We start from the raw sequence: 20,321 nt of genomic DNA on the forward strand, positions 1-20,321 counted from the left end.
TGCATAGGAAGGATCGATGAGGTTGAAGGACAAGACGGCGCTGGTGACCGGTGCCGCGGGCGGTATCGGACTGGCGATCGCGAAGCGGTACAGCCAGGAGGGCGCCAACGTGGTGCTGGTGGACCGCGCCGAGAAGGTCGAAACCGAGGCCCTGGCGGCCATGGCGGGCCCGGCGCGCGCCCTGCGCGGCGACGTCACCGATCCGGCCCAGGTGGCTGCGATGGTGGACTTGTGCGAGCGCGAGTTCGGCGGGCTGGACATCTGCGTGTGCAATGCCGGCGTGATCCGCGCCGCCGAGTTCCTGGACGTCACGCTCGAGGACCTCGATTTCGTGATGAACGTCAACGTCCGCGGGACCTTCCTCGTGGCCCAGGCCGCGGCCAAGGCCATGGTGCGCGGCGGACGCGGCGGCAGCATCATTACGCTGTCGTCGATGACGGCCGAACTGGCGATGTCCAACCAACTGGCCTACGGCGCCAGCAAGGGCGCGGTGCGGCAGATGACCAAGGCCATGGCGCTGGCGATGGCGCCGCACGGCGTGCGCGTCAACGCGCTGGGGCCGGGCAGCATCGACACCGACATCATGTCCACCATCACCGACAATCCCAAGGCGCTGCACACGGTGCTGTCGCGCATCCCGATGACGCGGCTGGGACGGCCGGAAGAAGTGGCGGGCGCCGCGGTGTTCCTGGCCAGCGAAGACGCCAGCTACGTGACCGGGCAGACGGTGTTCGTCGATGGCGGCCGGCTGGCGCTGAACTACACGGTGGAAGTCCCGGGCATGCCCCAGGAGTGACCGCCGCGCGGTGATCGACAAAGGCCTCGGGGCATGCGCCGCCGAGGCCTTTGTATTTCAGCGCCGGGTTTTCCGGCTGCGTGTCAGTCGAGCGAGATGTTCGCCTTCCTGATCACGGGCCCCCACAGCGCGTGGTCGGCCTTGATCCGGGCGGCGAATTCTTCCGGGCTGGATGTGTAGACCACCGAGCCGTGCGCATCAAAGAGCTTCTTCATGTCTTCGGCCTGGACCGCCCTGGCGATCTCGCGGTTCAGCTTCTGGACGATGTCGGCCGGCACGCCGGTCCGGGCCACGATCCCCAGCCACACGGTGTCTTCCAGGCCCGGGTAGCCCTGTTCGGCGAAGGTGGGGACGTTGGGCAGACTGGGCAGGCGTTCCCGGGTGTTCACGGCCAGCGCCTTGAGCCGGCCATCCTTGACCTGCGGCTCGATCAGGGCCGAGCCGGCCAGGTAGAGCTGGGTCCTGTCGCCGATCGTGGAGTTGAGCGCATCGGGGCCGGACTTGAACGGTACGTGCAGGATGTCGGCGCCGGTCTGCAGCTTGAACATCTCGAATAACACGTGGGGCGGCGAGCCGGTGCTGGAGGACGCATAGTTCAGCGCGCCGGGCTTGGCCTTGGCCAGCGAGACCAGTTCCTTGAGCGAGCCCGCGGGCAGGGCGGGGCTGGCGGTCAGCACCATGGGGATCACGGCGATGGGGCCGACGGCCTGGAGGTCGGCCAGCGGATCGTAGGGCAGCTTGCTGAACAGGTACTGGTTCCAGACGGCATGCGCGTTGGTGACCACCGCCAGCGTGTAGCCGTCGGCGGCGCCGTTCTTCAGGTTGGTCATGGCGAGCAGGCCGCCCGCGCCGGGGCGGTTGTCGATGACCACGGCCTGGCCCAGGGACGTTCGCATCTTCTCGGCGATGGGGCGGGCGAACAGGTCGGGCAGGCTGCCCGGCGCGCCGTTGACGATCAGGTGGATGGGGCGCGCGGGATAGGCGGTCTGGGCCTGGGCCGGCGCGGCGGCAAGCATGAGCAGCCCCAGGGCGGGGGCGGCAAGGTAGCGGGGTGCGTGCATGGCGGTGTCCTTGCGGGGGGGATGGGGTCAGGCCGTCAGACGGCGGCGCGCGATCTCGACCATGACCGACATGCCGACGGGCAGCACGCTGTCGTTGAAGTCGAACCTGGGGTGGTGGCACATGTGGCCGCCGTTGCCCAGGAAGAAGTAGCAGCCGGGTTTTTCCTGCAGCATGTAGGCGAAATCCTCGGAGGCCATCAGCGGGGCGATGTCGGGTTCCAGGCCGGCATCGCCGACGATGGCGCGGGCGGCATCACGTACGACCTGGACCTGCTCCGGCGCATTGATCGTGGCGGGCGAGGTCTGCAGGTGCTCGAACTCGATGCGGCAGCGGTGCGCCTGCTCGGCGCCGGCGCAGATCTCCTTCAGGCGCCTGAGGATCTCGGCCTGCACGCCGTGGTCCAGCGTGCGCACCGTGCCTTCCAGCACGGCCTCGCCGGCGATGACGTTGATGGCGGTGCCGGCATGGAACTGGCAGATGCTGACCACCGCGGTCTGCAACGGATCCACCGAGCGGCTGACGATGGTTTGCAGCGACTGCACCAGCGCGCTGCCGACCACCACCGGATCCACCGTGCGGTGCGGGCTGGCGGCATGGCCGCCGACGCCATGGATGCGGATGCGAAACAGGTCGCAGGCCGACAGGATGGCGCCGTTGCGCACGCCCACGCGGCCGGGTTCGAGCGGCGGGTGGTTGTGCAGGCCGTAGACCTCGTCGCATGGGAAGCGCTCGAACAGCCCGTCCTGGATCATGGACGAACCGCCGCGCAGGGTTTCTTCGGCAGGCTGGAAAATCAGGTGCAGCGTGCCGCGGAATTCCCGCCGCGAGGCGTAGTGGCGCGCGACGCCCAGCAGGATGGCGGTATGGCCGTCGTGGCCGCAGCCATGGAATAGATTGGGCTTGGTGGACTGGTAGGGCAGGCCGGTCTGCTCCTGCATGGGCAGGGCATCCATGTCGGCGCGCAGGCCGACGTTGCGGCCGGGGCCCAGCGCGCCCTGGATGACGCCGACCACGCCGGTGCCGCCTATGCCGGTATGGGTTTCGATGCCCCATTCGCGCAGCCGTTCGGCAACGAAGGCCGCCGTTTCGTGTTCCTCGAAGCCGAGTTCCGGGTTGCGGTGCAGCGTGCGCCGCCATGTGGTCATGTCCTGGGCGTGCGTGTCCGAGACCTCGATTTTCATTGCCATCCTGCCATGTGAATCAAAAAATAGGATGCTATTTCAACTATTGAAAATTGCACTCAGTATTTACCCCGCCGATGGCGCGCGGCATACAATGCCGCGATGCCCCGCCGCCCGCACGAGACCGCCGTGACCAAGAAACTCGAGACCTATTTCACCTACAAGCTCGACCTCATCAAGAGCGAGGCGGTGCGGCAGGTCAACGAGCTGTATCGCAAGGAACTCGGGCTGGTGGTGCGCGACCTGCGGGTGCTGCGCCAGATCGGCGATGCGCCGGGCATCAGCGTGTCGGCCCTGCAGGCCGCCACCTTCATCGAAAAGACCGTGCTGTCCAAGGTCGTGTCGCGGCTGATCGAGCTGGGCCTGGCCGAGCGCAGCATCAGCACGCGCGACGCGCGGGCGTTCGAACTGACCCTGACTGCCCGCGGCCGCCGCGTGCGCGAGCAGGCGGACCGCATCGGCGGCGGCCACGAGCGCGAGGTGATGTTCGGCGATTTCAGTGAACAGGAACTGCGCCAGCTCGATGCGCTGCTGGACAAGCTCATGCAATCGCTGCGGGCCGCGCGCGACGGCGGCGCGGGGGAAGCCGCCTGAGCGTTCCGGCCGGTCAGCCGGAGGAGTCGTCGGCCGGGGCGTCGGCGATGCTGCGCGCCAGTTCGTCCCACAGGGCGCGCGCGGGCCGGCTCAGCGTCGCGTCGCGCCGCCGCACCAGGCAGATGCGCCGCGCGATGGTCGGTCCGGTCAGGGGGATGGTCGCGACGCGGGTCGTTGCCGCCAGCGCCAGGCGGGGCAACACCGCCATCCAGCCGCCGTGCTCCAGGAAGCCGATCATGGACGACAGGTGTTCCACTTCGTCGAACCAGGGCGCGGGCACGCCCGCCATGGCCAGCGCGGCGTCGATCTGCTGGCGGTTGGCGCTGCTGCGGCGCAGGGCCAGCACCCGTTGTCCCGCCAGATCGGCCCAGGCGGCCTGGCCGCGCGCCGCCATCGGGTGGCCGGGCGCGCATGCCAGCACATAGGGATCGTCGCGCAGCAATTGGCTGGCCAGCTCGGGCTCGTCTTCCCACATGACGGTGATGCCGAACTCGGCCTCGCGCCGCAGCACGGCATCGCGCACGCGCGCCCCGGTGTCGTCGCGCAGGTCCACGCGCACGTCCGGATGGCGCTGCCGCAGGCGCGACAGGGCGGCCGGGAACAAGGAATACGCCACGGTGGTGATGCAGGCCACGGTCAACTGGCCGCCTTCGCCGCGCGCCACGCGCGCCGCGCCGGCCAGGCAGTCGTCCAGGCTGTCCAGCAGCGGCGCCAGGCGTTCGTGCAGGGCCTGGCCCAGCGGCGTCAGCACCATGGTGCGCGTGGTGCGTTCGACCAGGCGGCCCCCCAGGGCTTCCTCCAGCTTGCTGATGCGCCGGCTCAGCGCGGAGGGCGAGAGCGCGAGCATGTCGGCGGTCTTGTTGAAGCCGCCGCAGCGCACGAGGGCGCAGAAGGCCTGGAGATCGGGAAGATCGCAATTGGTGCGCATGACGCAATAATATCGCAATAATTTGCACTGGATTTCATTATTCGACGCCGGCATCATGGCCGTCACGACTTGACCGTGATCGCCATGCCCGTCATCAAAGCTTTCGTTTACAGCCCTTTATTGGCCGACGCGCCGCTGGCCGCGCTGGCCATCGCCACCGAGCGCGCCTGCGTGGACCTGCTGGGTGCTCAGGCCACCCAGGTGCAACTGATGGTGGTGGCGGCGCACGCCATCCCGCGCGGCTACCCCGTCTACCTCGAGGTCCAGTTCCGCCGCAACGAGCGCCGCGGCGCCCAGGTCGTCGCGAACTTCATGGACGCCATGGAAGGCGCCCTGGGTTCCTGTTTCGGCGCCGTGCCGCGCATCCGCTGCTTTTCCGAGGACCAGGATTTTCTTCATGCCCGCAATTGAATCCGCGCCCGACGAAATCTGCCTGCGCGCCATCGACAGCTTCCACGTCGGCGGCGCGGTGCGCACGCTGAGCGGCCTGCCGGTCGAGACCAGGCGCCTGGCGCAGGGCGCGGCGGCCCGGCCGGTGGATCCCAACGGCGACCACGTCGTCGGCCAGATGTACGTGCAGGCCTACCGGCTGGCACGCCCCCGGCATGCACTGCCGGTGCTGCTCTGGCATGGCGGCGGCATGACGGGCGCGAACTGGGAGACGACTCCCGACGGGCGTCCGGGTTGGCTGTGGCGCTTCCTGCGGGCGGGATACGACGTCTGCGTATCCGACGCCGTGGAGCGCGGCCGCGCGGCCTGGGCGCGCTATCCGGACCTGTATGCCGAGGCGCCGCTGTTCCGCACGCTGGACGAGGCCTGGGACATGTTCCGCATGGGGCCGGCCGATGGCTACCGCACCGACCCGGCCGCGCGCCGGGCCCATCCCGGGCAGCAGTTCCCGGTCGAGGCCTTCGACCAGTTCGCGCGCCAGTGGGTGCCGCGCTGGGCCGGCCACGAGACCATCACCAGCGCCGCCTATCGCGCGCTGCTGGACAAGGTGGGGCCCTGCATCGTGGTCGGACACAGCCAGGGCGGCGGGTTCGCGCTGCTGGCGGCCCAGGAGCGGCCCGAGACCGTACGCGCCGTCGTGGCGCTGGAGCCTTCGGGGGCGCCGGCCGCCGGACAGGCGGGGACCCAGCCGCACCTGCTGGCCTGGGGGGACCATATCGACGATCACCCCGTCTGGCGCCGCTACCGCGCCACGGTGGATGCGCATGCGGCCGCGCTGGCGGAGCGGGGCGCGCCGGTCGAGGTGCTGGACCTGCCCGCCGGCGGCATGCGCGGCAATTCCCATTTCCTGATGATGGACCGCAACAGCGATCTCATCGCCGAGCGGGTGCTGCATTGGCTCGACGCGCTCGGCCTGCAACATCCTTGAACCAGAAACCGGAGACAGCATGAACAAGAGCATACGCATGGGCGCATACGCCCTGGCTTCCCTGGCCGCATTCGGCGCCGCGGGCGCCGTGGCGGCCGATTCCTATCCCCATCGTCCGGTGACCGTGCTGGTGCCGTTCGGGCCGGGCAGCGGCGTGGACACCACCGCCCGCATCGTCGGCGAGGCGCTGTCGCGCGAACTGGGCCAGCCGCTGGTGATCGAGAACCGCGCCGGCGCGCAGGGCGCCATCGCGGCCCAGGCCGCGGCGCGCGCCGCGGCCGACGGCTACACCCTGTTCTTCACCACGCAGACCACCCAGGCGGCCAATCCCGCGCTGATGAAGAAGCCGGGCTACGATCCCGTCAAGGACTTCGCGCCGGTGGGGCGCGTGGCCTACACGCCGGCCTTGCTGGTCGCCAATCCCGCGCTGCCGGTCAAGACCCTGGCCGATCTGGTCAAGCTGGCCAAGGCCCAGCCCGGCAAGCTGTCCTACGCGTCGGGCAGCGCGGGCACCCTGGTGCCGGGCGCGATGCTGACGACGGCCGCCGGCATCCAGATGCTGCACGTGCCCTACAAGAGCATCCCGCTGGGGTTGAACGACGTCATGGCCGGCCACGTGTCGGCCATGTTCACCGACATCGTGACCGGCACCCAGCAGGTCAAGGCCGGCAAGGTCCGCGCGCTGGGCATCAGTTCCGCCAAGCCGTGGCCGCTCCTGCCCGAGGTGCCGCCCATCGCCGAGCAGTATCCCGGGTTCGAACTGCTGGCCTGGTATGCGCTGTACGTGCCGGCGGGTACGCCCGCGCCGGTGATCGAGCGGCTCAGCCAGGCGCTGGAGAAGACCACGCGCGATCCGGCCGTGCGCGAGCGCCTGGTCGGCCTGGGGCTGGAAATGTCCTACAGCACCCCGGCTGAACTGGCCGTTTTCGGCCGTGCCGAACTGGAAAAATGGAGCCGGGTCATCCAGGCCGCGGGCATCGAGAAGGAATAGGGCAGCCCCCGGGGGAAAGCGGTGCCGGGGGGTAGCACGGACCCGGCGTCGAGAGGCTAAAATGCCGGCATGTCCCAGTCGCCCACCCCCCCCTTCGTCCATCTGCGCGTCCACTCCGAGTTCTCGGTGTCGGACGGCATCGTCCGCATCTCCGACCTGGTCAAGAAAGTCGTCGCGCTGGAACAGCCGGCGATCGCGCTGACCGACCTGTCCAACCTGTTCGGGTTGATCAAGTTCTACAAGGCGGCGCGGGGCAAGGGCATCAAGGCCATCGCTGGCTGCGACGTCTGGGTCACCAACGACGCCGACCGCGACAAGCCCTATCGCATGCTGCTGCTGGTGCGCGACCGCGCCGGCTACCTGAACCTGTGCGAACTGCTCACGCAGGCCTTCCTGACCAACCAGCACCGCGGCCGCGGCGAGATCCGGCCCGAATGGCTCGAGACCTACGGCGCGGGGCTGATCGCCCTGTCCGGCGGGCGCCAGGGCGACGTGGGCCAGGCGCTCGAGGCCGGCAACCAGGACGCCGCGCTGGCGTTCGCGCGCCACTGGCTGAAGGTGTTCCCGGGCGGTTATTACGTCGAATTGCAGCGCGCCGGGCGCGAAGGCGACGAGACCTACGTGCAGGCCGCGATGCGGCTGGCGGCCGAGTGCGGCGCGCCGGTGGTCGCCACCCACCCGGTGCAGTTCATCGAGCGCGAGGATTTCCGCGCCCACGAGGCCCGCGTCTGCATCGCCGAGGGCGAGATTCTGGCCAACCCGCGGCGCCAGCGGCTGTACACCGAAGAGCAGTACCTGCTGTCCTCGCAGGAAATGGCCGAGCGCTTCGCCGACGTGCCCTCGGCCCTGGCCAATACGGTGGCGATCGCCACGCGCTGCAACCTGACATTGGAGCTGGGCAATCCCAAGCTGCCCAACTTCCCCACGCCCGAGGGCGTGACGCTGGCCGAGTACCTGGTGCAACTGTCCAGGGAGGGCCTGGCCCGCCGCATGGCGCAGCTCTTCCCGGACGAGAAGGAGCGCGCCGCGCACCAGGAGGAATACGACCAGCGGCTGGACAAGGAATGCCAGACCATCATCGACATGGGCTTTCCCGGCTACTTCCTGATCGTGCAGGACTTCATCAACTGGGGCAAGAACAACGGCGTGCCCGTGGGTCCGGGCCGGGGCTCGGGCGCCGGCTCGCTGGTGGCCTTCAGCCTGGGCATCACCGATATCGATCCGATCCGCTACGACTTGCTGTTCGAGCGCTTCCTGAATCCCGAGCGGGTCTCCATGCCCGACTTCGACATCGACTTCTGCCAGGACAACCGCGACAAGGTCATCGAGTACGTCAAGCAGAAATACGGACGCGACGCGGTCAGCCAGATCGCCACCTTCGGTACTCTGGGCGCGAAGGCGGTCATCCGCGACGCGGGGCGGGTGCTGGACCTGCCCTACCTGTTCTGCGACGGCCTGTCCAAGATCATCCCGCACTCGCCGGCCGATCCGTGGAGCCTGGAACGCGCGCTGAACGAAGAGCCCGCCTTCAAGGAACGCTACGACAACGACGAGGAAGCGCACGCGCTGATCGACCTGGCCCAGCCGCTCGAAGGGCTGACCCGGAACATCGGCATGCACGCCGGGGGGGTGCTGATCGCCCCCGGCAAGCTGACCGATTTCTGCCCGCTGTACTGCCAGCCGGGCCAGAGCCACATCGCCGTGTCGCAGTTCGACAAGGACGACGTCGAGGCCGTGGGCCTGGTGAAGTTCGACTTCCTGGGCCTGCGCAACCTGACCATTCTCGACTGGGCCGTGCGCTATGTGCGCGAGTTCAACGAGGGCATGCGCGACTTCGACGTCATGGCGCTGCCGCTGGACGATCTGGATTCCTACAAGCTGCTGAGCGACGGCAACACCACCGCCGTGTTCCAGCTGGAATCGCGCGGCATGAAGGAACTGCTCAAGAAGCTGCGCCCCAGCAACTTCGAAGACATCATCGCCGTGCTGGCGCTGTACCGGCCGGGGCCGCTGGGCTCCGGCATGGTGGACGACTTCGTCAACCGCAAGCACGGCCGCGCCAAGGCCGAATACTTCCACTCGGATCTGGAGGCAGTGCTCAAGAGCACCTATGGGGTCATCGTCTACCAGGAACAGGTGATGCTGATCTCGCAGATCATCGGCGGCTATACGCTGGGCGGTGCCGACATGCTGCGCCGGGCCATGGGCAAGAAAAAGCCCGAGGAAATGGCCAAGCACCGCGAGATCTTCCAGTCGGGCGCCGAGAAGAAGGGCTATGACCCCGACATCGCGGTCACGCTGTTCAACCTGATGGAGAAGTTCGCGGAATACGGCTTCAACAAGTCGCACACCGCCGCCTACGCGCTGATCGCCTACCAGACCGCGTGGCTCAAGGCCCACCATCCGGCCGAGTTCATGGCCGCCACCATGTTGTCCGACATGGACGACACCGACAAGGTCCAGATCTTCTGGGCCGACACGGTGGCCAACAAGGTCAAGGTGCTGCCGCCAGACATCAACCTGTCCAACTACCGCTTCGAACCGGTGCTGGACGAACACTCGGCGCGCGGGCAGCCGCCGCGCACCATCCGCTACGGGCTGGGCGCGGTCAAGGGCACCGGGCAGAGCGCGGTCGAGGAAATCCTGCGCGCGCGGGCCGAGAAGGGGCCGTTCACCGACCTGTTCGACTTCTGCCGGCGCATCGACCGCCACGTGGTGAACCGCCGCGCCATCGAAGCGCTGATCAAGGCCGGCGCCTTCGACACGCTGTCGCCCAACCGCGCCGCGGTGCTGGCCACCCTGGGCACGGCCATGGACGCCGCCGAACAGGCCGCCCGCGCGGCCAGCCAGGTCTCGCTGTTCGGCGGAGACGACCACGCCGACCTGGCGGGCGACCTGGCCGACGTCGAGCCCTGGGACGAACGCGAGCGCCTGGGCCAGGAAAAAACCGCGCTGGGTTTCTACTTCAGCGGCCACCTGTTCGACGCCTACCGCAACGAGGTCCGCCGGTTCGTGCGCAACCCCTTGTCCAACCTGCAGCCCAGCCGCGACCTGCAATGGATGGCGGGCATCCTGTCGGCCGTGCGCACGCAGATGACGCGGCGCGGGAAGATGGTGTTCGCCGTGCTGGACGACGGTACCGCGCAGGTGGAGATCTCGGTGTTCAACGAGTTGTACGAGCGCCATCGCAGCCGTTTGCGCGAAGACCAGCTGCTGATCATTTCCGGCAAGGTCAGCAACGATGAATACTCCGGCGGCATGCGCATCGTGGCCGACGACCTGTTCGACCTGCAGATGGCGCGCGAGGCCAAGGCCCGGGCGCTGTCCATCCGCCTGAACGGCAACGCGCACGCGGATTCCCTGCGCGAAGTCCTCAACCCGCATCGCGCCGACCCCGAGAACGGCTTCCCGGGTACGCCGGTCGAGATCGTCTACAACCGGGGCGATGCCAAGTGCGTGGTGCGCCTGAGCGAGGACTGGCGGGTGCGGGTGCCGGATGTGCTGATCCAGCAGCTGGGCAAGCTGACGGGGCAGCCGGCCGATGTCGGGCTGGAGTACTAGGGCCTAGGCGGCCGGCTCGTGCCGGCCGGCGCGTATCACGATGGCCATCAGCGCCGCGATCATCAGGGTGTAGAACGCGGCGACCATCGACATCGCGAACATGACCTCGGTCATGCCGAATACCAGGAAGCCGATCGCCAGCAGCAGGCCCATGGTGCCGGCGATTCTTTCATCGCGGCCGCCACGGCGCGTGGCCCGCGCGAAGAAGAAGGCGGGCACCAGCCAGGCCGCCGCGATCGCCAACCCGCCCAGGATGCCGAGCGTGGCCAGGTTGAACAGGAACTCGTTGTGCGAGTGCCGGAACTCGGCGGCGTGCTTGGTGATCAATCCCTGCCTGGCCGCCTCGCGCATCGTGCGGCGGTAGTCCTGCCGGCTCACGCCGACCAGCGGATGGGCCTCGAACACTTCCAGCGCCGCGGACCAGAGCTGCAGGCGGTTGCCCACCGATGAGTCGAGGGCCTGGCCCTTGCGATACTCCTGTATCTCCGTATAGGCCTCGTCCACGCGCTGGTTGACGAGGTCGCTGGCGTGGTACACGGCCAGCACCGCACAGGCAAGCGCCGCCATGGCCAGGAGCTTGCGCCAGACGCTGCCCGACATCAGGAAGAAGAACACCAGCGCGAAGGCCCCCAGCGCCAGCCAGCCGCCGCGCGTGCCGGAGGCATAGGCGACGTACAGGCCCGCCGCGCCGCCCAGCAGCTTCAGCGCGATGCCGATCCGGCCCCGCACCGTGGCGCGATCGGACCAGCCCAGGGTCAGCAGCGAGAACAGGCCCAGCAGGAGCGTGATGTTGCTGAACGGCAGCAGGTTGGAGAACAGGATCTGTGCGGGGCGGCCCTCGGGCGACAGGCCGATCTGGTAGTGGAGGATGCCGGCACCGATCAATGCGCCGGCCACGCAGCCCCATTGGATCTGCCTGAGCCAGCGCGACGGCACGTTCAGCAGCAGCCACAGCAGCGGACCGAACAGGGCCATGCGCAGCGGGGTATCGAGCACGCTGGGGTCGTCGAACACGCGCGCATCGCGCAGGCCCACCACGACGGTGCTGACACAGGCGGCGAGAAACTGCGCAGCCAGCGCGGCCCAGACCGGCCAGTACCGGCGGACGACGGGAACGAAACGATCCCGGGGCGCCAGGCGGCCCCGCCACGCGGTGCCGATCAGGGCGAAGAGCAGGAGCAGGAACAGCAACTGGTTGGCGCTTCCCCGCATCCACAGCGCGAGGGCGGGTACCAGGGAAACGGCCAATGCGGAAAGAAACAGCAGCGGGACAGGGAGCCCGCCGTGCTGGGGCATGGAACGGCTCATGAAACCTCGGAAGGAGAGCGCAGGGTTGCGGACAGGTCCAGGAGGGCCTCGACATGGGCGCGGGTGTCGGGGGCGTAGGAGAGATGGCTCAGCGGGCTTGCCAGGCGGGCACGGCCTTCCCGTGTCCGCGATTCTGCCCGCCTGACAGCATCCGCGAGCGATGCCGGCGCATCGACGTCGAAGGCCAGGCAGGCTTCCTCGGACAGCGCCTCGGTGCTGCCTATGCCGCGGGGCAGCACGGTGGGCGTGCCGCACAGCACGGATTCCGGCCCGACCAGGCCGAAGGGTTCGTAGCGCGAGGCCAGGATGGTGTAGTCGGCCGCCCGATAGCAGTCGGCGATGTCCTGGCGGTAGCCGACGTAGCGGATCTTCGGGGAACGCGGCTCCACCGGCCGGCCGGCCACCAGCAGCGAAACCGGCAGGTCGGTCGCGCCGAAGCAGGCTTCCAGCATCGGATAGCCCTTGCGTTCGTGGCCGGTGGAGGGAAACAGGAAGGCGGTGGTGCCTTCCGGAATGCCCAGTTCGCGGCGAAGCTCGGCCCGCCGCGCGGCGTCCACGGGGCTGAATGTGTCCACGTCCACCGGTGGGTACAGTACGCGTATCCGCGCCTGCGGCACGTCGTAGTAGCGGCGCAGTTCGTCGGCCATCATGCGCGAATGCGCCAGCACCAGGTGCGCCTGGGCGTAGTGTGCGCGTTCGAGCCGGATCTGCCAGCGGTCCCAGCGCGTGGGCCGCCGGTTCGCATGGGCCAGATGTCCCAGGTGCGTGCCGCCGCAGATGGCCACGTCGGAGACGGCCGTGCGGCTGCAGCCGATCAGCAGGTCAACGCCATGGGCGGCCTTCAGCGTTCGCAGGCGCCAGGAGAAATAGTGATCGCGCAGTTTGCCCGGCAGGGCCCGGACCGCGATACGCACCGGTTCGATGAACGCGTATTCCGGGATGTCCGTATCGAAGCTGCGGGCGAAGACGACCGGGCGGATGCCGAGCTGGCGCAGGCCCTTGACTAGGTCCATGGCGTAGCGCTCCATGCCCCCGCCGTAGCCGAAACGATGGCAGGCGATCGCCAGCTTCATGCGCCGGCTCCCTGCCCGGCCGGCACGGCGGCGTCCACCAGGGACTGCGCCGCGGCGACCACGGTGGCGGTCGCGAGCCCGTCCAGGCAGTCGCTGTGGCTGCCGCGATGCCGGTCGCACCCTTCGCGCTGACAGGGCACGCAATCGCGGACCAGTTCCTGCAGCATGAGCACGTTGCCGCGTATCTGCCGCGGCGCGGCCTTGGACCACGGCTGATCCAGTCCTGCGGCGGGGCTCGGACCCCATTGCCGCGGGTCGGTGGGACCGAACAGTGCCAGCGTGGGCGTGCCACAGGCCGCCGCCAGGTGCGTGGTGGCGGTGTCGGGGCCGGCGTAGACCGTGGCATGGCGCAGCAGGTCGGCCAGTTCGGCCAGGCTCAGCCGGCCCTGGACCCGGACGATGGCCTGCCGGACGTTTTCGTCCAGGCCCTCCAGCAGGCTGTCGAGATACTGCGACTCGGTTTCGCCGGGCCCTCCGCTCAGGACCAGTTGCAGGCCGCGCGCGTGCAGGCTGGCGAACAGGCCGCGCCAGCCCTCGGCGTGCCACTGCTTGTAGCGCCAGCGCGGAGAGGGGTGGATGACCGCATAGGGCCGGCGTGCATCGAAGGGGGGCGCTTCGGGCGCCAGGGCGGCCAGCCGGGCGCCCCAGGCGTCGCGCAGGACGTGGGCCGTGGGCGGCACGAGCGTGCGCGCGGGCGCAAGGTCCAGCAGGGCGGCCACCCTTTCGTTCTCGTGCACGCGGTGCATGTGCTCGTCGATGACCAGCGGATGGCGCAGCGACAGCCGCTTCCACCAGGCATGGCCGGCCTCGGGCGGCACCAGTCCGACGCGTACCCGCGCCGATGTCAGGCCGAACAGATGGGGCTTGTCGCCGGGCTGCGGGACCAGCGCGAGATCGTAGCGGCGCCAGAGCCGGCGGACCATGGCGCGGACTTCGCCCTTGGCCGGGCGTTCGGCAATGGTGAAGACCTGGTGGACGTCCGGGTTGTTCTCCAGCATGCCCTCGGTTCCGCGGAACACCAGCATGTCGACCTGGCAGTCCGGGTAGCGTGCGCGCAGCGCATGGGGCAGCGGGGTGGTGAGCAGGACGTCGCCGAGATAGCGCAGGGCGATGACCAGCACTCGTCGAGGGGCGCGGGCGGGCATGGGGCTCATGTCGAAGAAGAGGACACCAGGCGCCGTACCGCGTCGAGCACGTCGGGCAGGGCGGGCCATTGGCCTTCGGCGCCCAGGCAGATCGCTTCGGGCGACCAGGGGCCGGTGCGTTCCCGGCGCGTGACGCCGAACAGGGTGATCTGGCGCGCGCCGGCCGCCGCGGCGACGTGGGAGGTGCCCGAGTCGTTGCAGACGACCGCCGCGGCGCTGGCGGTCAGGGCGGCGAAGGCGCCCAGCCCCAGGGGCGGCAGCACGGTCGCCGCCGGGGCAGCCTGGCGGGTGGCGTCTGTTTCGTGGGGCGGAGGGCAGACCACGCATGCCACCCCCTGGGCGGCCAGCGCCCGGGACAGATCGGCGAACAAGGGCCACGCCTTGGGCCGCCCGTGGTGCAGGCCGGTCGCGACCGGGGCCAGCAGAACGAAGGGGCGGCCGATGCCGGCATCGGCCAGCACGCGATCGGCCGTGTCCCGGTGCGCGGGCGTCAAGGGCAGCTCCAGCCGAGGGCCGGGGGCGGCCGGCAGGTCGATGCCCGGATGCCAGCGCCGCAGCGTCTCGCGCGCCAGGTGGTGGAAGATTTCCACTTCATGGAGCCCCCGTGGCTTGGGCAGGGCCCAGCGCAGGAACAGCGCCCGTCCGTCGCCGCGATAGCCGGCCGCGAGGATGCCGGCCAGCCGGAACAGCGCGGCGCTGGAAAGCGAGTTGGGAAAGACCACGCCGCGGAGCTTGCCGCCCGCGCGCGCCGCCTGCCGGGTGGCGGCCAGGTTGGGCCCGAACGCCTTGCCCAGCGGGACGAACCCCGCGGGAGACAGCCCTTCGAGCAGTTCGCGCGCCCAGGGGCGTCCGTGCAGGACCAGGGGATGCCCGGCATGCCGGATCATTTCCAGCGCGGGCAGGCACATGCAGGCGTCGCCCACCCAGTTGGGCAGCCGGACGTGTACGGGATCGGCTTCAGGCATCGAGGACGTCAACAAGGCAGGTCGGGCGTGGCGGCTGCGCGTACAATCGGAAGCTTTCTATTGTAAGCGGCGGGCCTGCCGTAGCGCGAATCGCGCGCCACCCGCGGCCGGGCCCACCACGAGCACCTTGTGAACTCCCAACCCGTCAAATCCGAACTGTGGCGCCGCGTCTATAGCCGTGTCCTGAAATACTGGAAGGCGCTGGCCCTCGGCATGTTGTTCCTGGTCGGCGTGGCCGCCTCCCAGCCGCTGCTGGCCATACTGATGAAGCCGCTGCTCGACGGCGGCTTCAACGGCCAGAATCCGGACTATGTATGGAAGATCCCGCTGGCCATCGTCGGCATCTTCCTGGTGCGCGGCGCGTTCAATTTCCTGAGCGACTATCTCATGGCCTGGTCCGCCAACCACGTGCTGGCGGACCTGCGGCGCGAGATGTTCGACCGCCTGTTGCGCCTGCCCGACGGCTATTTCAAGCGCATGGGGTCGTCGGTCCTGCTGAACCGCTTCGTGGTCGACGCCACCAACGTCATGCAGCTGGCCACCGAGGTCATCACGGTGCTGGTGCGCGAGACCCTGATCGTGATCTCGCTGGCCTGCGTGCTGTTCTACCTGTCGTGGAAGCTGACCCTGATCGCGCTGGTGGCCTTTCCGCTGTCCACCTTCATCATGCGCGCCATCGCGCGCCGCATCCGCCGCATCAACCGCGAGACCATCACCATGAACGGCGAGCTGACCCGGGTGGTGAGCGAGGCCATCGATGGCCAGCGGGTCATCAAGCTGTTCAGCGGCTATGCCCACGAGGAAGAGCGCTTCCTGCACATCAACGGCCGGCTGCGGCGCTTCGCGATGCGCAACACGGTGGCCGGCGCGGCCTCGGCGCCCATCACCCAGGCCATCGCCGCCGTGGCGCTGGCGGTCGTGGTGTCGACCGCGCTCGGGCAGTCGGGCGCCAACCAGATCACCGTGGGCGGCTTCGCCGCTTTCGTGACCGCCATGCTGCAGATGCTCGATCCGCTCAAGCGGCTGGCCAATGTCGCCAGCCCCATGCAGCGCATGCTGGTGTCCGCGGAAAGCGTGTTCGCGCTGGTGGACGAGGAACCCGAACGCGATGACGGCGTGCGTCAGCTGCCCAGGCCGGCGCGCGGGCATATCGAGTTCGAGCGGGTGTCCCATCGCTTTCCCGACGCCGGCCGCGACACGCTGGAGCAGATCTCGTTCACGGTGGAGCCGGGCCAGACGGTGGCTTTCATCGGGCGGTCCGGCAGCGGCAAGACCACGCTGGTCTCCATGCTGCCCCGCTTCGCGCTGCCCACGGCGGGATCGATCCGGGTGGACGGCATTCCCATCGACGAATTGACGCTGACCAGCCTGCGCGACGCGATCTCGCTCGTGAGCCAGGATGTGGTGCTGTTCGACGACACCATCGCCGCCAATGTGAGCTACGGCGCGAATACCGAGCCGTCGGAAGCGGCCATCCGCCAGGCGCTGGCCGATGCGAACCTGCTTGAATTCGTCGATTCGCTGCCGCGGGGCATGCACAGCCAGGTGGGCGAGAACGCCGCCCGGCTGTCGGGCGGCCAGCGGCAGCGCCTGGCCATCGCGCGGGCGCTGATCAAGGATGCGCCCATCCTGATCCTGGACGAGGCCACCTCGGCCCTGGACAACGAATCCGAGCGCCAGGTCCAGGCGTCGCTGGAGCGCCTGATGGCGGGGCGCACGACGCTGGTCATCGCCCACAGGCTGACCACGGTGCAGAACGCCGACCGCATCATCGTGCTGGACCAGGGGCGCATCGTCGAACAGGGTTCCCATGCGGACCTGCTGGCTGCGGAGGGCCTGTACGCGACGCTCTACAAGATGCAGTTCAGCGAAGCAGCGTGATCCCGGGCAGGCCTGCGGCCTGCACCGTTTCCTGGCCCCGCAGGCGCGCGAAGGCCCGGGCGACCCGGCCAGGCGTCAGCACGTACTTCCACAGCTTTTCCTTGAGCCGGCCGGTGGGTATGCCGGCGCTGCCGATCAGCACCTGTCCCGGCCCCCAGTCGGGTCGCCAGGTCCTGGCGCCTCCCTGGCGCATGAACAGCGACAGGGTCGGGACATGGAGGTTGGAGGCCAGATGGCCGATGCCCGAGTCGTTGCCGATGAACCAGCCCGATTCGAATACCCAGGCGGCGACGTTGTCCAGGCCGCCGAGATCCGGCAGCCCCAGCCCTTGCGCGCGCAGCAGGGGTTCCCATTGCGGGCGTTCCGCGGGGCCGACGATGAATTGCGGATCGAATCCCTCGTCGCGCAGACGGCTGGCCAGGGCGATGAAACGCGCGGGCAGCCAGCACTTGTCCGGCGTGCTGGCGGCGGGGTGGATGACCACGCGCGAGGCATGCAGTCGATGGGCGAGGCCGGCGGGAGGCTGGAGGCCGTTGTGTTTTTCCGCGTCCACCAGCCCCAGGCCGTTCCGGCAGAACTCGGTCAGCCGGGTGGCCATGGACTTGGGCGAGCGCATGCGGCACAAGTCTTCCAGGACCATGGCGCGGGGGTGAAGTCCGGTGAAGTCCGGGAGCGGCCTGTGGTCGTGCAGCTGGATGACGGTGCCGAAGGCTTCCAGCGCGAGGCCGGCGCCGTCGGGCGACAGCCCGGGCTGGATGTCGATGCCGGGAAACCAGCGCCGCAGTGCATGAACATGGGGACCGAAGACGGTGACGGCCGATCCGGACCGGCGCAGGTTGTGGGCCACCGTCATCGACAGCAGCGAATCGCCGATGGCGGGAGAGGTGACCAGGGCGACTTTCGCCAGGGAGTCCTTGTTGGGCGGCACGATGTCTGGGCTAGGATGAAACCGTGGGCCGGGCGGCCCACGGGGTCCTATTGTATGCAACCCATGGCGATGCCACGGGGGCCAGCATCACTTCATCTGGCATTCGCCCGCGTACGAGTCCTTGCTGTGTTCGTAGATCACGCCCTTGGTCACGAACGCCGGCTTGCCGCTGGCGTCCTTGGCCACGTCGACCCGGTAGAACGGCGCGATCGGGAACTGGTTGGTGTTGAACGCGAAGGAGCCGCGCACGGAGTCGAACCTGGCTTCCCGCAGCGCCGCGCGGAAGGCGGCCTTGTCGGAGACGTTGCCCTTGGTCTTGGCCAGGGCCGAGGCGATCAGGCTGGCGGCGTCGTAGGACTGGGCGGCGTACATCGAAGGTTCGCGGTTGTACTTCTTGCGGAAGGCGTCGGCGAATTTCTTGTTGGCCGGGTTGTCGAGGTCGGACGAGTAGGGCGCCGCCGTGACCGCGCCCAGCGCGGCATCCTGCAGGGCGGGCAGGGTGGAGCCGTCGATGGTCGAGGTCGACAGCATGCGCACCTTGTCGAACATGCCGGCCTGCCGGTACTGCTTGACGAAGTTCACGCCCATGCTGCCGGGGTAGAACGTGTAGATGGCCTCGGGCTTGTTGGCGGCCAGCGCGGAAATCTCGACCGAGTAGTCGGGCTGGTTGACCTGGGTGAAGGTCTCGCCCACCACCTGGCCCTTGAAGGTCCGCTTGAAGCCTTCCATGGCGTCCTTGCCGGCCTGGTAGTTGGCCGCCAGCAGGTGCACCTTCTTGATGCCCATCTTGTTGGCGAGCTCGCCGCCGGCCTCGTGCAACTGGTCGTTGTTCCACGAGGTGGAGAAGAAGTAGGGCGAGCAGCCCTTGCCCGTGATCGGCGTGGGGCCGGCGTTCGAGCCGACCAGGAAGACCTCGGCGCTGGTGATGGGGCGATGGACCGCCATCATGACGTTCGAATAGATCAGGCCGGTGATGACGGGCACCTTCTCGCGTTCCAGCAACTGGCGCACGACCTGCAGGCCGACCTCGGGCTTCATCTGGTCGTCTTCCTTCAGGACCTGGACGTCGACGCCGCCCAGCTTGCCCTGGCCCTGCTCCACGGCCAGCATGAAGCCGTCGTACTGGTCCTGCCCCAGCACCGAACCCGGACCGGACAGCGTGGAGACGAAGCCGATCTTGACGGCGGCGAAGGAGGGGGCGGCGAAGGCCGCTTGCAGTATCGATGCGATGGCTATCAGTTTGGCGGTTTTCATGCGGACTCCTGGCTTGCCTGCGGGGTGGATGAGGCCGGATGCCCGGCCCCCGGGATACTGCGGTCGGCGGCGCGACGCCGGTGCCGGACGGTTATTTCAGCTTGCACTCCCCATGGTAGGGGTCCTGGTGGTCCGGGAACACGGTTTCCCGCGTGGCCAGCGTCACGCCGCCCGCGGGATCGCGCACCACTTCGAATGCGTAGTAATTCGATACGGGGAAGTGATTATTGTTAAATTTGAAGTTGCCCCGCACTGAGGGGAAATTCGCCTTGACCATTGCCTGTTCGAAGGCTTTCTTGTCGTCCAGGCGGCCACCGGTGGCCTTGAGCGCGGCGTTCAGGGCCTGCGCCGAGTCGTAGCCGTAGGCCGCGTAGTGCGAGGGAACGCGTCCGTATTTCTTGCGGAATTGTTCGACGAAGCTGCGGTTGGCCGCATTGGGCAGGTCGGGCGACCACGGTCCGCCCGACATCACGCCCAGGGCCAGGTCCTGCAGCGCCGGCAGGGTCGTGCCGTCCACCGTCGACCCCGACAGCAGCGGCACCTTGCCCAGCAGGCCGGCCTGGTGGTATTGCTTGACGAAGTTCACGCCCATGCCGCCGGGATAGAAGATGAAGACGGCATCGGGGCTGGCGGTGCGCAGCTGGGTGATTTCCACCGAGTAGTCGGGCTGGTTGACCTGGGTGTAGGTCTCGCTCAGGACTTCGCCCTTGAAGTAGCGCTTGAAGCCCGTCAGCGCCTCGCGGCCGGCCTGGTAGTTCGGCGCCATCAGGGCCACGCGCTTGTAGCCCTTCTGCTGGGCGTACTTGCCCATGGCCTCGTGCTGCTGGTCGTTCTGCCAGGACGTGGAAAAATACAGGGGCGAGCACATCTGGCCGGCGATCTGGCTGGGGCCGGCATTGTTCACCAGCAGGAAGGTGCCGCTGTTGACGATGTCGCGATAGACCGCCATCAGCACGTTCGAGAAGCTCAGCCCGGTAACGATCTGCACGCGGTCGCGCTCGATCAGTTTCTTGGCGGCCTGGCGGCCCACCTCGGGCTTGAGCTGGTCGTCTTCCTGGATGATCCTGACCGCCTGTCCGCCCAGTTTGCCGCCCGCGGCTTCCACGCCCAGCATGAAACCGTCGTACTGGTCCTGGCCCAGCGTGCCGCCGGGCCCGGACATCGTGGCCAGGAAGCCGATCTTGATGTCGGCGTGCGCGGCGGCGGTGACGCCGAACGCGAGGCAAAGGCTGGCCACCAGGGCCGGGACTGGGCGCTGCAAAGTCATGGACGATTC

Annotated in this window: 17 protein-coding genes; 7 read left to right on the plus strand and 10 right to left on the minus strand. The window is 68.7% G+C overall.

Features of this window, described 5'->3' with window-relative positions; all coding sequences use genetic code 11:
* Window positions 1–16: 16 nt before the first annotated feature.
* A complete protein-coding gene (locus EV675_RS25455; protein ID WP_130361220.1) occupies window positions 17–796 on the plus strand; it encodes an SDR family NAD(P)-dependent oxidoreductase in 780 nt (259 codons plus the stop codon).
* Between the two features lie 83 nt (window positions 797–879).
* Here the strand turns inward: EV675_RS25455 and EV675_RS25460 are convergent, their stop codons facing one another.
* Complete coding sequence (locus EV675_RS25460) at window positions 880–1,857, minus strand: Bug family tripartite tricarboxylate transporter substrate binding protein (protein ID WP_242621596.1); 978 nt, start codon at window positions 1,855–1,857, stop codon at window positions 880–882.
* 27 nt (window positions 1,858–1,884) lie between these two features.
* Window positions 1,885–3,039, minus strand: coding sequence for a M20 aminoacylase family protein (locus EV675_RS25465; protein ID WP_242621597.1), 1,155 nt, complete (start codon window positions 3,037–3,039; stop codon window positions 1,885–1,887).
* 129 nt (window positions 3,040–3,168) lie between these two features.
* Between EV675_RS25465 and EV675_RS25470 the strand changes: the two genes are divergently transcribed.
* Complete coding sequence (locus tag EV675_RS25470) at window positions 3,169–3,633, plus strand: MarR family winged helix-turn-helix transcriptional regulator (RefSeq protein WP_165404770.1); 465 nt, start codon at window positions 3,169–3,171, stop codon at window positions 3,631–3,633.
* A gap of 13 nt (window positions 3,634–3,646) precedes the next feature.
* Here EV675_RS25470 and EV675_RS25475 read toward each other — a convergent pair whose 3' ends face one another.
* Window positions 3,647–4,561 carry a LysR family transcriptional regulator gene (locus EV675_RS25475; RefSeq protein ID WP_165404771.1) on the minus strand — a complete coding sequence of 305 codons (915 nt, stop codon included), beginning with the start codon at window positions 4,559–4,561 and terminating at the stop codon, window positions 3,647–3,649.
* 84 nt (window positions 4,562–4,645) lie between these two features.
* On the opposite strand from EV675_RS25475, the gene EV675_RS25480 reads away from it, so the two are divergent.
* The 4 genes from EV675_RS25480 to dnaE all read left to right on the plus strand — a co-directional run bounded on the left by EV675_RS25480 (window position 4,646) and on the right by dnaE (window position 10,491).
* The gene (locus EV675_RS25480) at window positions 4,646–4,972 is read left to right on the plus strand and encodes a hypothetical protein (RefSeq protein ID WP_130361226.1); all 327 of its coding nucleotides are present in this window, start codon (window positions 4,646–4,648) and stop codon (window positions 4,970–4,972) included.
* Entirely contained in the window at window positions 4,959–5,939 is a 981-nt protein-coding gene (locus tag EV675_RS25485; RefSeq protein WP_130361228.1) for an alpha/beta hydrolase, read from the plus strand. The genes EV675_RS25480 and EV675_RS25485 overlap by 14 nt, the downstream gene beginning before the upstream one ends.
* Before the next feature lie 19 nt (window positions 5,940–5,958).
* The gene (locus tag EV675_RS25490) at window positions 5,959–6,930 is read left to right on the plus strand and encodes a Bug family tripartite tricarboxylate transporter substrate binding protein (RefSeq protein ID WP_130361230.1); all 972 of its coding nucleotides are present in this window, start codon (window positions 5,959–5,961) and stop codon (window positions 6,928–6,930) included.
* 69 nt (window positions 6,931–6,999) lie between these two features.
* Window positions 7,000–10,491, plus strand: coding sequence for a DNA polymerase III subunit alpha (gene dnaE / locus EV675_RS25495; protein ID WP_130361232.1), 3,492 nt, complete (start codon window positions 7,000–7,002; stop codon window positions 10,489–10,491).
* A gap of 3 nt (window positions 10,492–10,494) precedes the next feature.
* Here dnaE and EV675_RS25500 read toward each other — a convergent pair whose 3' ends face one another.
* Genes EV675_RS25500 through EV675_RS25515 form a run of 4 tightly spaced genes read right to left on the minus strand, consistent with a single transcriptional unit; the run spans window position 10,495 to window position 14,982 of the window.
* Window positions 10,495–11,799, minus strand: a complete 1,305-nt coding sequence (locus EV675_RS25500; RefSeq protein ID WP_130361234.1) for an O-antigen ligase family protein — start codon at window positions 11,797–11,799, stop codon at window positions 10,495–10,497.
* The gene (locus EV675_RS25505) at window positions 11,796–12,872 is read right to left on the minus strand and encodes a glycosyltransferase family 4 protein (RefSeq protein ID WP_130361236.1); all 1,077 of its coding nucleotides are present in this window, start codon (window positions 12,870–12,872) and stop codon (window positions 11,796–11,798) included. Before EV675_RS25505 ends, EV675_RS25500 begins: the two co-directional genes overlap by 4 nt.
* The gene (gene rfaQ, locus EV675_RS25510) at window positions 12,869–14,017 is read right to left on the minus strand and encodes a putative lipopolysaccharide heptosyltransferase III (protein WP_165404772.1); all 1,149 of its coding nucleotides are present in this window, start codon (window positions 14,015–14,017) and stop codon (window positions 12,869–12,871) included. Before rfaQ ends, EV675_RS25505 begins: the two co-directional genes overlap by 4 nt.
* A gap of 5 nt (window positions 14,018–14,022) precedes the next feature.
* Entirely contained in the window at window positions 14,023–14,982 is a 960-nt protein-coding gene (locus tag EV675_RS25515; RefSeq protein WP_130361240.1) for a glycosyltransferase family 9 protein, read from the minus strand.
* A 213-nt stretch (window positions 14,983–15,195) separates the two neighbouring features.
* On the opposite strand from EV675_RS25515, the gene msbA reads away from it, so the two are divergent.
* Window positions 15,196–16,863 carry a lipid A export permease/ATP-binding protein MsbA gene (gene msbA / locus EV675_RS25520; RefSeq protein WP_242621632.1) on the plus strand — a complete coding sequence of 556 codons (1,668 nt, stop codon included), beginning with the start codon at window positions 15,196–15,198 and terminating at the stop codon, window positions 16,861–16,863.
* On the opposite strand, the gene EV675_RS25525 is transcribed toward msbA, so the two are convergent.
* The 3 genes from EV675_RS25525 to EV675_RS25535 form a co-directional block, all read right to left on the minus strand.
* Window positions 16,847–17,791: a glycosyltransferase family 9 protein gene (locus EV675_RS25525; protein WP_242621598.1), complete on the minus strand. Its 945-nt coding sequence runs from the start codon at window positions 17,789–17,791 to the stop codon at window positions 16,847–16,849. The genes msbA and EV675_RS25525 overlap by 17 nt on opposite strands.
* An 87-nt stretch (window positions 17,792–17,878) precedes the next feature.
* Window positions 17,879–19,045: an ABC transporter substrate-binding protein gene (locus EV675_RS25530; protein ID WP_130361242.1), complete on the minus strand. Its 1,167-nt coding sequence runs from the start codon at window positions 19,043–19,045 to the stop codon at window positions 17,879–17,881.
* Between the two features lie 91 nt (window positions 19,046–19,136).
* Window positions 19,137–20,312: an ABC transporter substrate-binding protein gene (locus EV675_RS25535; protein WP_130361244.1), complete on the minus strand. Its 1,176-nt coding sequence runs from the start codon at window positions 20,310–20,312 to the stop codon at window positions 19,137–19,139.
* Window positions 20,313–20,321: the final 9 nt, after the last annotated feature.

Origin of the sequence: Pigmentiphaga kullae, assembly GCF_004216695.1 — a bacterium.
GTDB lineage: Bacteria > Pseudomonadota > Gammaproteobacteria > Burkholderiales > Burkholderiaceae_B > Pigmentiphaga > Pigmentiphaga kullae.